The sequence below is a fragment of the Amaricoccus tamworthensis genome (assembly GCF_049800875.1).
Classification (GTDB): Bacteria; Pseudomonadota; Alphaproteobacteria; order Rhodobacterales; family Rhodobacteraceae; genus Amaricoccus; species Amaricoccus tamworthensis.
In genome coordinates this window covers 57,410-73,913 of record NZ_JBNAFV010000009.1, presented here as the reverse complement: position 1 = coordinate 73,913, position 16,504 = coordinate 57,410, and the positions used below count along the sequence as shown (strand labels likewise).

Annotated in this window: 15 protein-coding genes; 4 read left to right on the top strand and 11 right to left on the bottom strand. The window is 61.8% G+C overall.

The annotated features are described in order from the left end of the window. Positions 1-53: 53 nt before the first annotated feature. The 3 genes from ACP15P_RS14545 to dctP all read right to left on the bottom strand — a co-directional run bounded on the left by ACP15P_RS14545 (position 54) and on the right by dctP (position 2,971). Complete coding sequence (locus ACP15P_RS14545; RefSeq protein ID WP_424929202.1) at positions 54-1,370, bottom strand: TRAP transporter large permease; 1,317 nt, start codon at positions 1,368-1,370, stop codon at positions 54-56. Further along, complete coding sequence (locus tag ACP15P_RS14540; protein ID WP_424929201.1) at positions 1,370-1,918, bottom strand: TRAP transporter small permease; 549 nt, start codon at positions 1,916-1,918, stop codon at positions 1,370-1,372. The genes ACP15P_RS14545 and ACP15P_RS14540 overlap by 1 nt, the downstream gene beginning before the upstream one ends. Before the next feature lie 66 nt (positions 1,919-1,984). After that, positions 1,985-2,971 (bottom strand): TRAP transporter substrate-binding protein DctP, encoded by a 987-nt coding sequence (gene dctP, locus ACP15P_RS14535; RefSeq protein WP_424929200.1) that lies wholly within the window; start codon positions 2,969-2,971, stop codon positions 1,985-1,987. 135 nt (positions 2,972-3,106) lie between these two features. On the opposite strand from dctP, the gene ACP15P_RS14530 reads away from it, so the two are divergent. After that, complete coding sequence (locus tag ACP15P_RS14530; protein ID WP_424929199.1) at positions 3,107-3,748, top strand: GntR family transcriptional regulator; 642 nt, start codon at positions 3,107-3,109, stop codon at positions 3,746-3,748. Between the two features lie 100 nt (positions 3,749-3,848). Here ACP15P_RS14530 and ACP15P_RS14525 read toward each other — a convergent pair whose 3' ends face one another. Then, positions 3,849-5,351 carry a CoA-acylating methylmalonate-semialdehyde dehydrogenase gene (locus ACP15P_RS14525; protein WP_424929198.1) on the bottom strand — a complete coding sequence of 501 codons (1,503 nt, stop codon included), beginning with the start codon at positions 5,349-5,351 and terminating at the stop codon, positions 3,849-3,851. Between the two features lie 107 nt (positions 5,352-5,458). Between ACP15P_RS14525 and ACP15P_RS14520 the strand changes: the two genes are divergently transcribed. The 3 genes from ACP15P_RS14520 (at position 5,459) to ACP15P_RS14510 (ending at position 8,650) form a co-directional block, all read left to right on the top strand. Then, positions 5,459-6,355, top strand: coding sequence for a LysR family transcriptional regulator (locus ACP15P_RS14520; RefSeq protein ID WP_424929197.1), 897 nt, complete (start codon positions 5,459-5,461; stop codon positions 6,353-6,355). A 152-nt stretch (positions 6,356-6,507) separates the two neighbouring features. Then, complete coding sequence (locus ACP15P_RS14515; protein ID WP_424929196.1) at positions 6,508-7,440, top strand: formate/nitrite transporter family protein; 933 nt, start codon at positions 6,508-6,510, stop codon at positions 7,438-7,440. Positions 7,441-7,681: 241 nt separating this feature from the next. Beyond that, entirely contained in the window at positions 7,682-8,650 is a 969-nt protein-coding gene (locus ACP15P_RS14510; RefSeq protein ID WP_424929195.1) for an autoinducer binding domain-containing protein, read from the top strand. 69 nt (positions 8,651-8,719) lie between these two features. Here ACP15P_RS14510 and ACP15P_RS14505 read toward each other — a convergent pair whose 3' ends face one another. From ACP15P_RS14505 to ACP15P_RS14475, 7 genes are all read right to left on the bottom strand, one after another. Continuing rightward, a complete protein-coding gene (locus tag ACP15P_RS14505) occupies positions 8,720-9,781 on the bottom strand; it encodes an ABC transporter ATP-binding protein (protein ID WP_424929194.1) in 1,062 nt (353 codons plus the stop codon). Between the two features lies 1 nt (position 9,782). Next, positions 9,783-10,709: a DUF4432 family protein gene (locus ACP15P_RS14500; protein WP_424929193.1), complete on the bottom strand. Its 927-nt coding sequence runs from the start codon at positions 10,707-10,709 to the stop codon at positions 9,783-9,785. Then, positions 10,706-12,238, bottom strand: coding sequence for a sulfatase (locus tag ACP15P_RS14495; protein WP_424929192.1), 1,533 nt, complete (start codon positions 12,236-12,238; stop codon positions 10,706-10,708). The genes ACP15P_RS14500 and ACP15P_RS14495 overlap by 4 nt, the downstream gene beginning before the upstream one ends. Before the next feature lie 9 nt (positions 12,239-12,247). Next, positions 12,248-13,129 carry a carbohydrate ABC transporter permease gene (locus ACP15P_RS14490; RefSeq protein ID WP_424929191.1) on the bottom strand — a complete coding sequence of 294 codons (882 nt, stop codon included), beginning with the start codon at positions 13,127-13,129 and terminating at the stop codon, positions 12,248-12,250. Continuing rightward, positions 13,126-14,001 (bottom strand): carbohydrate ABC transporter permease, encoded by an 876-nt coding sequence (locus tag ACP15P_RS14485; protein WP_424929190.1) that lies wholly within the window; start codon positions 13,999-14,001, stop codon positions 13,126-13,128. The genes ACP15P_RS14490 and ACP15P_RS14485 overlap by 4 nt, the downstream gene beginning before the upstream one ends. Before the next feature lie 54 nt (positions 14,002-14,055). Then, positions 14,056-15,378: an extracellular solute-binding protein gene (locus ACP15P_RS14480; RefSeq protein WP_424929189.1), complete on the bottom strand. Its 1,323-nt coding sequence runs from the start codon at positions 15,376-15,378 to the stop codon at positions 14,056-14,058. A gap of 132 nt (positions 15,379-15,510) precedes the next feature. Further along, complete coding sequence (locus ACP15P_RS14475; protein ID WP_424929188.1) at positions 15,511-16,431, bottom strand: LysR family transcriptional regulator; 921 nt, start codon at positions 16,429-16,431, stop codon at positions 15,511-15,513. Between the last annotated feature and the right edge of the window lie 73 nt (positions 16,432-16,504).

The window sequence follows — 16,504 nt, the reverse complement described above, 5'->3', positions numbered from 1 at the left end:
ACCGACCAGCCACGGGTTCCCAAGGTCCAGCATTCGGCGGCCCATGCGGCAGCCTACATCCCCGGTCCCATGACCAGATTGGGCAGCCAGAGCGCAATGCCTGGAAAAATGCTCAGCAGAACAATTGCCACCACCATGCACAGCACAAACGGAAGCGACCCCATCAGGATCGTGCGCAGCGAAATATCCGGCGCGATCCCGTTGATCACATAGAGGTTCAGCCCCACCGGCGGCGAAATCAGCCCAATCTCCATATTGATCGTCAGGATCACCGCAAACCAGATCGGATCGAACCCGGCCGTCGTGATGATCGGCAGCAGAATGGGCGCGGCCATCAGGATCACCGCCACCGGTGGCAGGAAAAACCCGGCGATCAGAAGGAACACGTTGATCGCCCCCATAAGCACCCAGCGGTTGACCTCAAGCTCCCCGATCCAGCCCGCAATCGACTGCGTGATATAAAGCGAGGACAGCATGTAGGAGAACACACCCGCCGCCGCGATAATGAACAGGATCATCACCGATTCCCGCGTGCTGTCGCGCAGCACCACCCACAGATCACGCGGGTTCCACAGCCGGTAAATCACCATCGCAATCAAAAGGCAGAGCAGCGCACCCACCGCAGCCGTCTCCGACGGCGTCGCGATACCGCCATACATCGCATAGAGCACACCGACGATGATCACCAGGAACGGCACCACCCGTGGCAGGATCTCAAACCGTTCGCCCCAGGTGTAGCTCCCCGCGCTCAGCACGGACGCATCCCCCGACCGCCAGGTGGAATAGAGCGACCACAGCATAAACAGCCCCACGAGCAGCAGCCCCGGAAACACGCCGGCCAGGAACAGCCGCCCGATCGAGGTCTCCGTCGCAATCCCGTAGACGATCATCGTCACCGATGGCGGGATCAGAATCCCAAGCGTGCCACCGGCGGCAATGGACCCTGCGGCCACGCCGTCGGGATACCCGCGCTTGCGCATCTCGGGAATGCCCATCTTGCCAATCGCCGCACAGGTCGCGGGGCTGGACCCCGACATCGCCGCAAACAGCGCACAGGCCCCAAGATTTGACACCACCAGCCCACCCGGCACCCGCGTCAGCCAGCGTTCCAGGGCCTCATAAAGATCCGCGCCCGCCCGCGTAGAGGCAATGGACGCCCCCATGATGATGAACATCGGAATGGACAAAAGCGCAAAATTGTCGAGCTTCCCGAACAGGATCTCCGGCATCAGCTCCAGCGAGCGCATCCCATCGAAAACCATCAAGAACCCGGCCGACACGATCAGCAGACCGAGCGCAACCGAAACACCGGAAAACAGAACCAGGATCGTTGCAACCGCAACAACCGCACCAAGGACCAGCGGATCCACTATTTTTCCTCCAGACCAAAGGGCCGGTCATCGCCGGTCAGAACACCATAAAAATCCGCCGCCAGCTGCAAAAGCAGCAGAACAAATCCCACCGGCAGGGCCAGATACGGAATCCACAGCCGCACGCCCCAGACCGTGTCCGACCGCCAGCCCCGGTCCCAGGCGAAATGCCAGTACTCAAACCCGTACCAGAGCATGATCCCGACAATCAGGATCGACACCCCCAGAGTCAGCAAAGCCAGCGCCCGCCGCGCGCCCATGGGCAGCATCAGCGGCACGAGGTCCACATTCACATGCCCCCGCAACAGCTGCACGTATGGCAGACCCACCAGGGTCGCGGCAATCATCAGGTAAATCACGGCCTCGGTCTGCCAGACCGTCGAGCCGTTCAGAACAAACCGGATGAAGATCATCTGACAGGTGATCGCAACCGCCGCCACGATCATCGCGGCGGCACACCATCCGGCAAGCGTCGAGATGCCATGAACAACACGGGCAAACCCGCTGCGCGCGACGCGCTTCGATCCCGCCGGAGTGTGACCAGCCATACGGTGCTCTCCCTGTGAAAAACCCGGAATGCGGGGGAGGGCGGCCCGCCACCCTCCCGGATCGGCCTATTCGACCGACAGAGCCAGATCGAGGAACTTCTGCCCGTCCGGAGTTTCCTCCACGAACGCCTGATAGGAGGTGTTCTGCGCAATCTCGCGCCAGGCATCAAACTCCTCGGCGGTCATGTCGGCAATCTCAACACCGGCCTCCTCAAACACCTTGCGGCTCTCGGCGTCCTCTTTCTTGGCTTCCTCAAGATAGTAGGCCTCGGCCTTCGCGGACGCATCGAGCAAAGCCTGCTGCTGCTCGTCGCTCAGATCCTCAAACGTCCGCTTGTTCATCAAAAGCGGCTGATACATGAACCACAGCGCATATTCGCCGGCGGGCGTATAGCACCCCACCTGTTCGTAAATGCGGTAGCTCACAAAAGACGAGGATGAGGTGTTGGCCGCATCCAGAACCCCGGTCTGCATCGCGTTGTAAATTTCGGAGGATGCCATCGAGGCAATCGACGCCCCCGCACCGGCCAGCATCTGCTCAAACGCCTTGCCCGCCGCACGGGTCTGAAGCCCCTGCATGTCATCGGGCGAGGTGATGCATGTGTCCTTGCCCGCAAAACCACCAGCCAGGTAGCCGTGCACCAGCACCATCACGTCATCCTCGGCCATGATTTCCTCAACGGCCTCCATGAACGGGCTCTCATTGAGCCGCGCGGCATGATCATGGTTTTTCACCAGCCCCGGCATCAGCGTCAGGTTATAAACCGGCTGCTGCCCACCGGCGTAGGACAGGGGCAGAACCGTCATGTCCAGCTGACCCCGGCTCAGCGGCGAATACTGTTCACGCGCCTTGAACAGCGACTGGGTCGGGAAGATTTTAATCTCCAGATCAACATCGGCAGCCGCCACCTCATCGGCCACGATCTTCGCGACCTGATGGCGCACGTCGCCTTCCGACCACTGATGGGACAACCGAAGTTCCGTGGCGTTCACCGCCGTCGCCGCCGCAAACAGCGCACCGGCGGACACAAATGTCCTGATCGTATGTTTCATGATTTCCTCCCGTTTATGTTCGAATCCGGATCCGATTTTCCAACAGGCTGACATTCCTGGGAATCCAGGTCAACATTCCTGCATACAAAAAGCACCAGATTGCATCCAATCCGCCCCGCGTGATATTGCGGGCGGATGACACGCAAACGCGCCGACGTCATTTCCGATGAGCTTGAAAGCCTCGTTCTCGACGGCACCTTCAGCAATGGCGAACGGCTCGACGAGGTTCAGCTGGCCGCACGTTTCGACGTCTCCCGCACCCCAGTCCGCGAGGCGCTGCAAAAACTCGCCGTCTCCGGTCTGGTGGAACAGGTCCCCCGGCGCGGTGTTTTTGTCCGCCATCCAGGCCCGGTCGAACTGATCGAGATGTTCGAGGTCATGGCCGAGCTTGAGGCCGTCTGCGCCCGACTCGCCGCGACCCGCATCACGGATGAGGCCCTGACAGACCTGCACGACATCAACACCCGCTGCACCGGCGCGGTCAGCAATGGCGACACTGATGGCTACTACCGGGAAAACGAGCGTTTTCATGCGGTTCTCTACCGACAGTCAGGTAATGGTTTCCTTGAGCGCGAATGTCTGCGTCTTCAGCGCCGGCTCCAGCCCTTCCGCCGCCTGCAACTCCGCGTCCGCGGCCGGCTCAGCCAGTCCATGGCCGAACACGAGGCCATCGTCAAAGCCCTCGAAGCCGCCGACGGCGCCGCCGCCGCTGAACTGATCCGCAACCACGTTGCCGTCCAGGGCGAGAAATTCCACGTACTCATGTCGGGCATCTAACGCACCTGCCCACGGAACAACGCCTGATAACCCAAAGCCCTGAAACAAAAAACCGCGCCGGAGAACTCCGGCGCGGTCCCTTCAATCCATCTGAACCCAATCAGCCGAGGGTCGGCATCACGAACTCGGACTGGGTCCGCATGCCCGACGGCCAGCGGGTCGTGGTCGTCTTGATCCGGGTGTAGAACCGGACGCCTTCCATGCCGTGCATGTGGTGATCCCCGAAGATCGATGCTTTCCAGCCACCGAAGCTGTGGAAAGCCATCGGAACCGGGATCGGAACGTTCACGCCAACCATGCCAACCTCAATCTCGTTGCTGAAGTTGCGGGCCACGTCGCCGTCACGGGTGAATACCGCCACACCGTTCGCGTATTCATGCGAGTGGATCAGATCCACGGCTTCCTTGTAGTTGTTGCGGCGAACCACCGACAGAACCGGGCCAAAGATCTCTTCCTTCCAGATGCTCATGTCCGGGGTCACGTCGTCGATCAGCGTACCACCAACGAAATAGCCGTTCTCATAGCCCTGCATGTCCTGTTTGAACGTGCGGCCATCCACCACGATTTTGGCACCTTCCGCCTCACCGGCGTCGATATAGCCACGCACCTTGTTCATGTGCTGCTCGGTCACGAGTGGACCCATGTCGGAGGCACGGTCGGAGGCCGGACCGATTTTCAGCGCCTCAATCTGCGGCACCAGTTTCTCGATCAGCGCATCGGCAACCGCATCCGTCACCGGAACCGCAACCGAAATCGCCATGCAGCGCTCACCGGCAGAGCCAAACGCCGCACCCATCAGGGCACCAGCCGCCATGTCGAGGTCGGCGTCGGGCATGATGACCATGTGGTTCTTCGCGCCACCCAGCGCCTGGACCCGCTTGCCATTGGCCGTGCCGGTCTGGTGGATGTACTGCGCGATCGGCGTGGAGCCCACGAAGGAAATCGCCTTGATGTCCGGATGATGCAGAAGCGCATCGACGGCTTCCTTGTCGCCCTGAACCACCGAGAACACACCCTCGGGCAGACCGGCCTCGGTCAGCCATTCAGCCATCAGAAGCGACGCGGACGGATCCCGCTCGGACGGCTTGAGGATGAAACAGTTGCCACAGGCAAGCGCCACCGGGAACATCCACATCGGAACCATGGCCGGGAAGTTGAACGGCGTGATGCCGGCAACAACACCCAGCGACTGACGGATCATGTGGCTGTCAACGCCGGTGCCCACATTCTCGGAGAACTCGCCTTTCATGAAGGACGGGGCGGAGGTTGCGTACTCAACAACTTCCAAACCACGGGTCACCTCACCCAGGGCATCGTCATGGGTTTTGCCATGCTCAGCCGAAATGGCCTCGGCCAATTGATCGGCACGCTCCCACAGGATGGTCTTGAACCGGTCCAGAACACGTGCACGGCGCAGGGCAGGGGTCTTCGACCATGCAGGCCAGGCTTCCAGCGCGGCGGCAACAACCGTGTCGACTTCCTGCGTGGAGGCCAGAGCGACGGTCTTCTCGGACGAGCCGGTAGCCGGGTTGAAAACGGGCTGGCTGCGACCGGAGGTTCCGGCCTGGCGGCTGCCTGCGTAGTAGTGTGCGATCTCGGACATTTGCTTCTCCCTAAATATTTGATGAGCCGGATGTATAACATTCATGTTTGCATATAAACCCCTACATTCGACTATCCGTTATGCACAAACGATGATAAGGTTACGGCATGGACTGGGACGACACAAAGTATTTTCTGGCAATTGCCCGCGACGGTCAGATGCTGTCCGCCGCCAAACGCATGCAGATCAGCCAGGCCCGTTTGAGCCGCCGTCTGCAATCCCTCGAGACCTCTCTCGGCACCCGCCTGTTCGACCGTTCCACCAAAGGCTGCGAACTCACCGACGAGGGACGCCTGTTTCTTGAAACGGCCGAACGCATCGAGGCCGAAATGCTCTCGGGCCTTGCACGCCTCGGTGACAGCGTCGCGGAAATCGCCGGCACCGTCCGCATCGGCGCGCCCGACGGCTTGGGCAGCGCCTATATTTCCCCGCGCCTCGGCCGGATCACGGAGGTATCCCCAAAGCTGCGCATCCAGCTCGTACCGCTGCCGCGCAATTTCTCGCTCTCCGAACGCGAGGCTGACATAGCCATCATGATCGGCCGCCCCACACGCGGACGCCTGCGCTGTCAGCGCCTCGCCGACTACACCCTCGGCCTCTACGCCCACCGGTCCTATATAGACGCCCACGGCACACCGGACACGCTCGACGATCTCCACGACCATCCCCTGATCGGTTACGTGGATGATCTCGTCTATACGGAGGAGCTGAACTACGCTGCCGAATTCCTCAGCGACTGGACCTCGACCTTCGAGGTCTCCACCGCCATCGGCCAGTTCGAGGCCGTCCGCTCCGGAGCGGGCATCGGCATCCTCCACGATTTCATGACCGCCGGTCACCCGGACCTCATTCGGCTGTTCCCCGAAAAAAGCGCCCTGCGCAGCTACTGGGCTGTCTGGCACGAAAACCTGCGCGGCTCCAACCGCGTCTCCGCCGTGGTCGATTTCCTCCGGAAATCCATGCAACGCGACGCGGCCCTGTTTCGGCCGGACCTGCAAAAATAACATAATGCCTGATATGTGAAAAGCCTGACCGGAACCAAACCCGGCCTCACGAAGTTATCCCGCATCGCGCACAGCCTTACGCAACCAGGGCAGCGCACAACCGAAAATGGGCTCCAAATCACGTTCGGCCCAGTGAGAAACGGGAAAACACGATGACGGAACGCCGCGGTTTGGAGCCCACACTGAAAGAACATTCCGAAAACCCGGAGCCGCAAACGGACGTCCTGAGCGCCAGAGCCGAAGAACGTCAGACGCGGCAGGATACCCCGTCAGCCGCCGAAGAACCGCTCACCCGCGAGGAGCGCGACCACGTCTCGAAAAACCGGCGGCTGTCCTCCCTGACCGTCTATTCCGTTGTTTTGAAAGACGGTGAGGAGGAACTCGACCGCCCCAAAACATCCCTGTGGTGGTCCGGCGTGGCCGCCGGCATCGCCATTTCCTCGTCCGTTCTGGCGGAAGGCGTTATTCGGTCCGGGCTGGGTGCCGACCACCCCTATCTGCACATGATCGAAAGCTTCGGGTACAGCTTCGGCTTCGTGCTGGTGATCATGTCCCGGCTCCAGCTTTTCACCGAAAACACCATCACCGTGGTTCTGCCCGTACTGGCCGCGCCCAGCCGAAACAATCTTTACTGTTCCCTGCGGCTTTGGGCGATCGTGTTTTTGGCGAACATGGTGGGAACATCACTGACCGCAGCGATTGCGGTGCACGGCGGCGTTCTGCCCCTGGAGGTGCTGGAGGCCATCGTCGGCATCTCCCGCGAGGTGGCCGAACTCGACCCTGGGCAAACCCTTCTGCGCGGAATTCCCGCGGGCTTCCTGATCGCCGCGCTGGTCTGGATGCTGCCCTCCGCAAGGGGAACCGAGCTCTTCATCATCGTCATGGTCACCTGGCTGATCGCGGCCGGCGGTTTCACCCATGTCGTTGTCGGATCGAACGAGATATTCACCCTCGTGTTCAGCGGAGAACTGACGGTCTTCTCCGCCTTCATCCACCACATCCTTCCGACCCTGATCGGGAATGTCTTTGGCGGCACCGGCCTGTTCGCCATGCTGGCCTACGGTCAGATCAGTCAGGAAATGTGAGGCGGCGGTCCGGTCGCCATTACAGTCGATTTTAATCAACTGACACCACATTAATAACACCGCTTAAGTATCGATCTTTAAACGCAATCGACTAAACGTCGACAGGGTTTTCTAACCTTGCGGTAAGCAACATCTGCCATAGGGGTTCTTTGGGCGGGCCACGCTTGAGTCCGCCGATTACTTCCCCTCCCCAGGGACCGCAATTCAGGGTGCGGCCCGTGTGGAAAACTTGAGGACTGCCATGAACTGGTTCGCAGAGGTGCTTGACGACCTTATCAACCAAAACGAGAAGATCGAACTCGACACGATTGCGGAGCTGCGCCGTGTCCGGGACCGGATCTCACAGGACGGAGGCCTCCCGTCGCGCAACCCGGAAACCGAAAACCTGGCCTCGCGCATCGGTGATGCCGAGACGCTCGACCAGGTCGCGGAGGCGTTTGGCGAGATTCCGTGCGAGTTCGGCTTCGACCATATCACCCTCATCATTCTCAGTGAGGGCGGCCGCTATCTTTCGCGCCGCGTGCTCTCCAGTCTGCCGGATGAATGGTGGGAAAAATACCACTCACTGCGTCTGTATGACCGCGACCCGCTGATTGAGGGCATTGTCGCGCGGGACCACGAACTGTTCCTCGACGAACTCGTCCCCACCGACGCAAACGCCCCCATGCCCTACACGAATGCGGCCCATTCGCTGAACATCGGGACCAACGGCGTGATCTTCAAAATCGCCTACCCCACCGGCGTTGTTGCCGCCGTGATCCTTAACACGTTCAAATCGCCGCAGTTCGCGCGCAGCCAGTTCCGCAAATACCGCGAGGACCTGCTCTCGCTGGCCTTTGCCACCTGCGACGGGCTGATCCATTTCTCCCGCATCGGCGCCTCGACAATGGCCGACCTGACCTGCGAGGAAATTCACTTCCTGCGTCTTGTGGCCCTTAGCGAGGACCCCGCCCGTGCGCTGAAAATGGACGTGCGCTACGGTTCCGCCGCAAACATCCAGATGCAGATCATCCGCAAGCTTGGCGTGAAGTCCATCTTCCAGGCGGTCCTGATCGCCGCGCGTCGCGGCCTTATCGACGCCGCCATATTCCACCCGGATGAGATCATCGGAACCCGGCCACAGATCGCCGGCTGGGACGTGCTGCAGGAGTTCGACCCCAACAACATGGCCACGCACGCCCCGGGTTTCGCCGAGGATTCGGACTACTAAACCCAAAACCGGCACCCGGTCCCGACGCGCATTGCGCAGCACAGGGACCCGGTGTCGAAAAACAGATCCCTAAAGCTCCGCCGATCCCGCCGGAAACGCATGAGTGCGGCCCGCATCCGGCGCAAACCACACCGTGTCACCCGGTTTGGCCGACAGCCGCTCATGCGACAGTATGGTGATGTTCTGACCCGCCTTGCGCACCACAAGCTCGGTCGAGGCCCCGGTCGGTTCCACCACGACCACCTCCGCCCGCAGATGCCCGTCCCGCGCTTCCGATCCCAGCGAGAAACTCTCGGGCCTGATCCCCACCGTTGCCAGTCCAGGCTGCGCCGGACCTGCCAGCCGCATCGTCTCGCCATCGGAAAACCGCGCCGTGGTCGGATTGTCCGCCGGCACCTCAAGGTCCAGCAGGTTCATCGTCGGCGACCCGAGAAACGCGCCCACAAAGGCGTTCTTTGGATTGTCATAAAGCTCCAGCGGCGTGCCGATCTGCTCGATCATCCCGTCGCGCAAAACCACGATCCGGTCCGCCAGCGTCATCGCCTCCACCTGATCATGCGTCACATAGATCGTGGTGGTCTTCAGCTTCATGTGCAGCTCCTTCAGCTCCGCCCGCATCTTCACGCGCAGCTTCGCATCCAGGTTCGACAGCGGCTCATCAAACAGAAAAACCTCCGGTTTGCGCACAATGGCCCGGCCCATCGCAACCCTCTGGCGCTGCCCACCCGACAGCTGCCGCGGCAGCCGGTCGAGATACGGCCCCAGCCCCAGAATATCCGCCGCCCGCTCCACCTTTCCGCGCCGTTTCTCCTCCTGCTCACCCGCAAGGCGCAGGGAAAACGACATGTTGTCGGCGCTGTTCATGTGCGGATAGAGCGCATAACTCTGAAACACCATCGAGATGCCCCGGTCGCGCGGTGGCACGTCGTTCATGGGAATGCCCCCGATATCAAGCTGCCCCGAACTGATGCTCTCCAGCCCCGCGATCATCCGCAACAGCGTGGACTTGCCACAGCCCGAAGGCCCGATCAGAACAACAAACTCCCCATCCTCGATGTCGAGCGAAACATCCCTGATGACATCGACCTTGCCGTAACTTTTGGACAGGCCGTTCAGCCGAACATGCGCCATGTCATTCCTCCTGATTTTGGGACGTAAACGTGTAGCTGAGCCGCGTCCTCCAGCTCTCGCCCGGCTCCAGCCATGTGCCCGGCCCGCTGGTGCCATCCGCCGCGCGGTCGCAGTTCGAGGGTTCCAGGGCCAAAATGTTTCGACGGGGCCGCGCATCGCGCCAGACCTGAAAATACGGCAGATCACTCTCCATCCTCATCCGCGCCGACGGCCAGCGGGTACAGCCCGGTCGCGTCAGGTCGACGCTCGAGCCAATCGGCGTCGGGTGACAGACCGGCGCACCATGCTCCGCCGCAATCTCCTGCCCCCCAAGTGTCAGCTCCATGCCGTAATCCACCATCGGAAAGCCGAAATTCGTGTGGTAGAGTACCCGCATCTCCGCCCGCTCCGGGCCGATATTTTCCACCCGGTCGATCACGGTCAGCCGCGCCGCCCCAACCGGCGCCTCAATGCGTCGGAAAAGCCGAAAGCACGCCCCGCCCATATGCGCCGTGGTCACCTCACCCTCGGCATGGAGCACCGGCTCCTCCCGGTCCCAGGCCTCGCCACACCCCGTCACCCGCGCGGGCGTCAGGGGCAGCGATCCGTGCAACGGCATCCCGTCGCGCGGCTGCCTCGCATTGTCGAGACCACAGGTCACCAGAAACCCCGACATGGCGCGCTGAATCCCCGTACCGCCATCCGCCTGCGCATCGTGCAGACCCGGCGCGACAAACCCCGCCGGGTGTTGCCAGCCCACCGGCATCCCGCGAAAGCTCAGCGGCCCGATATCCAGACTGCGGTCGGCCAGCACCCAGAACGCCAGCCCGCCACCGGTGTCAAAGGCCAGCGCCCGCACCCCCCGCTCCGGCCCGTCATCGAGGACGATCCGCCGCACCGAGGCCACCTGGCGCAGGTCCGCGACCCTGTCCCGCCAGTCGGGTGTCATGTGACCGCCGCTTCCGGCACCAGGTCGAGCCGCGCGAACGCCTCCTCCGGCGCGTTCAGCCCGCGCATCAGCTCCGCCATTCGGCCCGCCAGCCGCGCCTCCAGTTCCGCATCCCGGACCGGCGTCTCCTGCCCCGGATCGGCCTCAAGATCATAGAGCCGCGTATCGCTCTCAATGATGCAGCCCGGACCATAGGTGTTGTACATCGCCGACTTCCCGCTCACCGGCACCTGCAACAGCGGCATCTCCCGGCTGAACGGCATCGGCGGCGCCAGCCGCGCCTGGGCCAGCTCCTCCTGGTGGAAGAAGTCAAAAATATGCGTGGGCATCAGCGTGTACTGATAAATCTCCTGCTCCCGCACGTCCGACGGATACCGGTGATACGTGTGCCGCCCGTCCGTCAGGTTCACCGCCCCGCCAAAATAGCCGAAGATAACCGCATCATGGGGCGAACCCTCCCCGGCCAGCATGGGCCGCAGCGAGGGCGAGGCCATCTGCGACGGGCGCGGCGCATCGAACAGGTCAAGGATCGTCGCCGCCAGATCCGGCGTCTGACTCAGCCCATGCATCCGCGTTCCATCCGCCGCCGGATTGGCCGGGTCGTGAATGAACAGCGGGATCTGCGCGATCTCCTGATAGAGGTTCATCCGGTTCTTCGCCCAAAGATCATGCTCCCCCAGAAGGAACCCGTGATCCGTCGTCACGATCAGCGCCGTATCCTCCCACAGGTTGTCCCGGTCAAACGCATCGAGCACCTGCCCCAGCAACTCGTCACACATGGCAAGCGAGGCATGATAACTGGCGCGAAGCTCATCCTTCTCCTCCAGCGGCCGTTCACTGTGCCCGTATTCCGGCCAGTCGAGCGCGGGACCATCATCGCGCGCGCCCGCAATGTCGCGAAAGCGTTTGGGCGCATAAAACGGCTCATGCGGCGCGAAGGTCTCAATCTGCAGGAACCAGTTATCCGCGGCCCTGTTGGCCTCCATGAACCCCAGACCTGCGGCAAAGGTCTGGAAACTCGGATGCGACGCCTCATCCTCGATGAAGTCACGGTTGACCACGTTATGCCGCGGGTAACTGCGCGGCTTTTGGGACACCTGCGCCGCATCAAAGCGTTTGCCAATATCCTCCCAGTCCGGCGCCACCACACCTTTCCAGCGGTCACCCTCCTGGCCCCGGAAAAACTCGTAGCTGTCATACCGGTTGTGATACGTGGCGCCCCCGTCCTCCCAGTAATGGAAATGGTCCGTGACGAAGTGGCTGTAGACCCCCTTCTCCCGGCTCAGAACCTCCGGAAAAGTCACGTCATACGGCTCCACCGGACCCCAGCTGCGGTGCAGAAACGACATCCGCCCGGTCAGAAGATCGCGCCGCGCCGGCATGCAGGGCATGGACCCCACGACATGGTTTTCAAACCGCGCACTGCGCTGCGCCAGCCGGTCAAAATTCGGGGTGGGCACCGTTTTGCCACCATAGGGCGACAGGGCGCGGCGATTGAGCGAGTCAAAAAGAACAAGAACCGTTTTCATAACAACCTCTTATTTCACCGCGCCGGAGGTCAGGCCGCGGACAATAAATCTCTGGGCAAACAGCAGGAGCAGCAGCGCGGGCAAAATCGACAGGGTCGAGGCCGCCGCCATCTCCGTGAATGCGATGGTGTTTTCCTGGGCGTATTTCCCGATCCCGAGCGGCACGGTGGCCGTCTGCCGCTGGCTCAGCACGAGAACCACGGGGAACTCGTTCCAACTGAAGATGAAGGTCAAAATCCCCGTCGCCGCCAGGCCCGGCCGTACAATCGGCAGAACCACATGCCGCAGGATCTCCGGCACCCGCGCCCCGTCAATCTGCGCCGCCTCAACCAGCTCCTTCGGCACGTCGCGAATGAACACACCCATCATCCACAGGGCCATCGGCAAATGCAGCGTGGTATGGGCCAGAATGATGCCGGTGTAGCTGTTGTCGAGCCCCACCGACCGGAACATGGTAAACCATGCCCCCGCCAGCGTAATCGGCGGCACCATATGAAAAATCACCGACCAGCCCAGCAGCGAATGCAGCACCCAGGCGGGCCACTGAAGCCGGTAGAGCGAAAACGCCGCCAGCGTCGCAATCACCAGCACAAGGAACGTGCTGACCAGACCAATCACCATCGAGTTGGCGAAATTGCGCGCGAAATCCGACGTCTTGTCGAAGATCACGTCCAGAAACCCCTCGATCCGCGGCGTGAACAAAACCTTGCCCATCAGCAGGTCGATCTGCGTTTTGAACGCGGCCGAGACGATCCAGAAAAACGGGAACAGCACGATCAGCGCAAACCCCAGCAGAACGACATGGCGCATCACCGCGACCTGGCGTTCCGAGACGGTAAACCGGCGGTCCGGCAGGGTCATGGTCCCTGGCGTGTCAGATACATGGCTCATGCTTTGGCCCCTTTTCCGGCTGTGGCACGGGTGGCCGTGATGATGCAGGCGGCAATCACCGCAATGACGGCAATCGACATGGCCGCGCCATAACCCGTCTGATCCTCGGTGAAGAACCGGCGATAGATTGTGAAGCTGATCACCTCGGTCGAGGTGCCCGGACCACCCCCGGTCAGCAGGTAAATCTCGTCAAACACCTTGAAGGCCAGGATCATGCGAAAGACGAAGGTCACCGCAATGGTCGGAAGCATCAACGGCAGCGTGATATGGCGCAGCTGCTGCCAGCGCGTCGCCCCGTCGATCTTCGCCGCCTCAAAAATATCATCCGGCAGGCTCTCAAGCCCCGCGAGCAGCAGCAGAAAACAAAACGGTGTCCAGTGCCAGACATCGACGATGATCACCGACAGAAGCGCCAGATCCGGGTTCCCCAGCCAGTCCTGCGGCGCAAGCCCCAGCCACATCAGCACCGAGTTCAGAACCCCGAAATCATAGGAATACATCAGCTTCCAGATCGCACCGATGATAATGCCCGGCACCAGAATCGGCAGAATGAATACGGTCCGGTAAAAAATCCGCCCGCGCACCACATGCGTCGTCAGCAGCGCCAGAATAAACCCGATCAGCATCTGCAGCGCCACGGCCACCACCGCGAAAATCAGCGTGTTGAGCGCACCGGCGCGCAGCAGGTTGTCCTGCGGCAGGGCGGCGTAATTGGCGAACCCGACCCAGTCCCAGATCGCTTCGCGGTCAACCCACTCAACATCGTGAAAACTCAGCGCAAGCAACTTGAGAAGCGGCAAAATGGTCAGCAGCGCAAACAGGACAAGCGCGGGCCACAGCGTCGCATGACGCCAAAAGGTATCGGATTTCATGACGGGCTCCGTTAAATTCGGTGGCCGCGAACCAGGCCGCGACCACCAGGGAGGTTACTGGAGCGGTTCAGGCGCGGGCATGTCGTAGCCGGCGTCCTGCATGACCCTGGTAATCTCGTCAGCCGCGGTGTTGAGCGCCTCCTTGAGGTCCATCTCGCCACCAATCGCCTGGTTAAACCGCAGTTCGGTGATCGCCAGAACCTGCGTGGCCTCCGGGAAGGTAAAGGTCAGCCGCGCATTGGGCAGCGCCTCCGCCATCGCCTTCATCCAGCGGTATTCCGGCTGATCCGCCATCTCCGAGGTCAGAACCGCACGGCTCACCGGCATCGATCCGGCCTCGGCATAGGCCCGCTGCGCCTCATCGGTCTGGAACCAGGTCAGGAAGGCCAAAGCCGCCTGCTTTTTGTCATCCGCAATGTTCTTTGGAACACCGGCCAGCCAGTGACCCAGCGGCGTGGCGGACGGGATCTCAGCCGTACCCGGCGGCGGTGCATAGCCCACCTGACCCACAACCATCGACTTGGTGTCATCGTCAAACAGCCCCGGCGCCGGCACCGAATTGATATGCGCCGCCCGACCCGTGGCCATGTTCTGGATCACGTTGGTCTGGGTCTGACCCGCGGTCGAGGGATGGCCCACGTCATTTGCCAGTTTCAGGTAGGTCTCCATCCCCGCCAGCGTACCGGGCGAATTGATCGTGACCTGATAGCTGCCATCCTCCTGCTGATCCACGATGCCGCCACCATGGGACCAGATGTAGGGAAACACGTCATAGGTCACGTCAAACGTACCGCGCTGACCCCGCTGCGAAATGCCGTAGACGCTGTTGGTCTGAAGCGCCTGCGCATTGGCATAAAGCTCGTCCCAGGTCGTCGGCACCGACAGACCCGCCTCATCATAAAGGTCCTGCCGGTAATGCAGGATCAGCACATTGGGATTGACCGGCACCGACAGAAGATCACCACCGTCACAGGTGATCGTTTTGTCCTCCGCATTCCAGCATGTGCTGTCGTCAAAGGTGTAAATGTCCTCCGACAGAGCGAAATCCGGATCGATGTCCGTCAGCGGCTGCATGAACCCGCCCGTGTAAAACTCCACGAAGAACCCGGCATTCATGATCAGCAGGTCAAACGGGCTCTCATCCGCACGCACCGCGGTCCGCTGCTTCTCGAGGCTGCCGGCAAACGGGTTCACGTCCAGCTCAACGGTGTTGCCGGTATCCTCCTCGTATTTCTCAACCACGGCCTGGAAGCCCGGGAACCAGGGTGACTGGTTGATGACGATGGTAATCGGCGCCTCCTGGGCCGCCGCAAGCGACGCCGTCATCGCAACCGAACTGGCCGCAAGCGTCGTGAACAGTTTTCTGTGGTAAGTCATAAGTCCTCCCAATTGACCGTAGTGCCCCGGTGTCTCCGCGCACCGCTGAGGCGACGTTACGCGGTTGAGAGATATTCCTGAAATGAAAAGAATTCCGGCCTCCATAGCCAACGGCTATGGCTCGTTTGCACCTCAGTTAAAAGGATCAGCCTGGCATTCCTCAATGAGGACTTCCGCCACCGCCCGCGCTGCAGGCGTCAAAAGCCCCGGCTTGCGGAAAATGATCCCCGCCTCCCGGTTCGTTACCAGCTTTGGCACGTCAATCTGCACCAGCCTGCTCCCCTCCGGCGACAGCAGCTGCGACCGGGTCGTGTAAATCAGACAGTCGGTCAGTGTCGCATGGGTCAGCAGAAACGTCGGCGAGGCCGAAACCACATTGGCAACCGGCGGCGTCAGGCCAAGACTGATCACCCGCCCGTCGAGCTTGCGCCGCGCCAGTGTCGTCTCCGGCGGCAGAGCCCAGACCAGCCCCAGCGCCTCCTCCGCCTCAACGTTCTCCCGCCCCGCCAGCGGATGCTCCGGCCGTGCGACGCAGACCAGATCATCGGTGGTCAAAAACCGGAACTCCAGGTTCGCGCTCTCCCCCTCCAGGGGACGTTCCGCCACGACGAAATCCAGCGCGCCGCTCGTAAGCGCATCGAGCAGCGAAATGTCAAATCCCGTCTGCACCTCTACACGCACATCGGGCCGCTGCACCGATATGCGACTGATCGCCTCCGGCAGTTTCCGCCGCACCCAGGACGGCCCGGCCCCGATGGTCACCTGACCACCCTGCCCCTCGCGCAGCTGCGCAATCTCATCCGCCGCGTCCCGCACCTGCGCCATTACCACGCCCGCATGTTCCGCCAGGCGCTGCCCAATCGGCGTCAGCGTAATCCCGTGCGCGTGCCGCTCCAGCAGCGGCGTACCAACCTGCGCCTCCAAAAGCTTCAGCGCCTTTGAGAGCGTCGGCTGCGCCACGTTCAGCTCACCCGCCGCGCGCGTGATGTTGCCGACCTGGGCCGTGCGAAAGAAATACCCCAGAAGCCGAAGATCAAAACTGCCACGGTCCAAGCCTTGCACTCCTTCGCTCAGGGACGGCCTCAAGTCATAGGCCACGACCCCGTCCCGCGACAAGGCTGACGGA

What these genes read in the sequence shown, in the direction of transcription:
- ACP15P_RS14510 (WP_424929195.1), top strand. Translation starts at nt 7,682, where the DNA reads ATGAACTGGTTCGCAGAGGTGCTTGACGACCTTATCAACCAAAACGAG.
- ACP15P_RS14500 (WP_424929193.1), bottom strand. Translation starts at nt 10,709, where the DNA reads ATGACACCCGACTGGCGGGACAGGGTCGCGGACCTGCGCCAGGTGGCC.
- ACP15P_RS14530 (WP_424929199.1), top strand. Translation starts at nt 3,107, where the DNA reads ATGACACGCAAACGCGCCGACGTCATTTCCGATGAGCTTGAAAGCCTC.
- ACP15P_RS14480 (WP_424929189.1), bottom strand. Translation starts at nt 15,378, where the DNA reads ATGACTTACCACAGAAAACTGTTCACGACGCTTGCGGCCAGTTCGGTT.
- ACP15P_RS14495 (WP_424929192.1), bottom strand. Translation starts at nt 12,238, where the DNA reads ATGAAAACGGTTCTTGTTCTTTTTGACTCGCTCAATCGCCGCGCCCTG.
- ACP15P_RS14525 (WP_424929198.1), bottom strand. Translation starts at nt 5,351, where the DNA reads ATGTCCGAGATCGCACACTACTACGCAGGCAGCCGCCAGGCCGGAACC.
- dctP (WP_424929200.1), bottom strand. Translation starts at nt 2,971, where the DNA reads ATGAAACATACGATCAGGACATTTGTGTCCGCCGGTGCGCTGTTTGCG.
- ACP15P_RS14490 (WP_424929191.1), bottom strand. Translation starts at nt 13,129, where the DNA reads ATGAGCCATGTATCTGACACGCCAGGGACCATGACCCTGCCGGACCGC.
- ACP15P_RS14520 (WP_424929197.1), top strand. Translation starts at nt 5,459, where the DNA reads ATGGACTGGGACGACACAAAGTATTTTCTGGCAATTGCCCGCGACGGT.
- ACP15P_RS14505 (WP_424929194.1), bottom strand. Translation starts at nt 9,781, where the DNA reads ATGGCGCATGTTCGGCTGAACGGCCTGTCCAAAAGTTACGGCAAGGTC.
- ACP15P_RS14485 (WP_424929190.1), bottom strand. Translation starts at nt 14,001, where the DNA reads ATGAAATCCGATACCTTTTGGCGTCATGCGACGCTGTGGCCCGCGCTT.
- ACP15P_RS14540 (WP_424929201.1), bottom strand. Translation starts at nt 1,918, where the DNA reads ATGGCTGGTCACACTCCGGCGGGATCGAAGCGCGTCGCGCGCAGCGGG.
- ACP15P_RS14515 (WP_424929196.1), top strand. Translation starts at nt 6,508, where the DNA reads ATGACGGAACGCCGCGGTTTGGAGCCCACACTGAAAGAACATTCCGAA.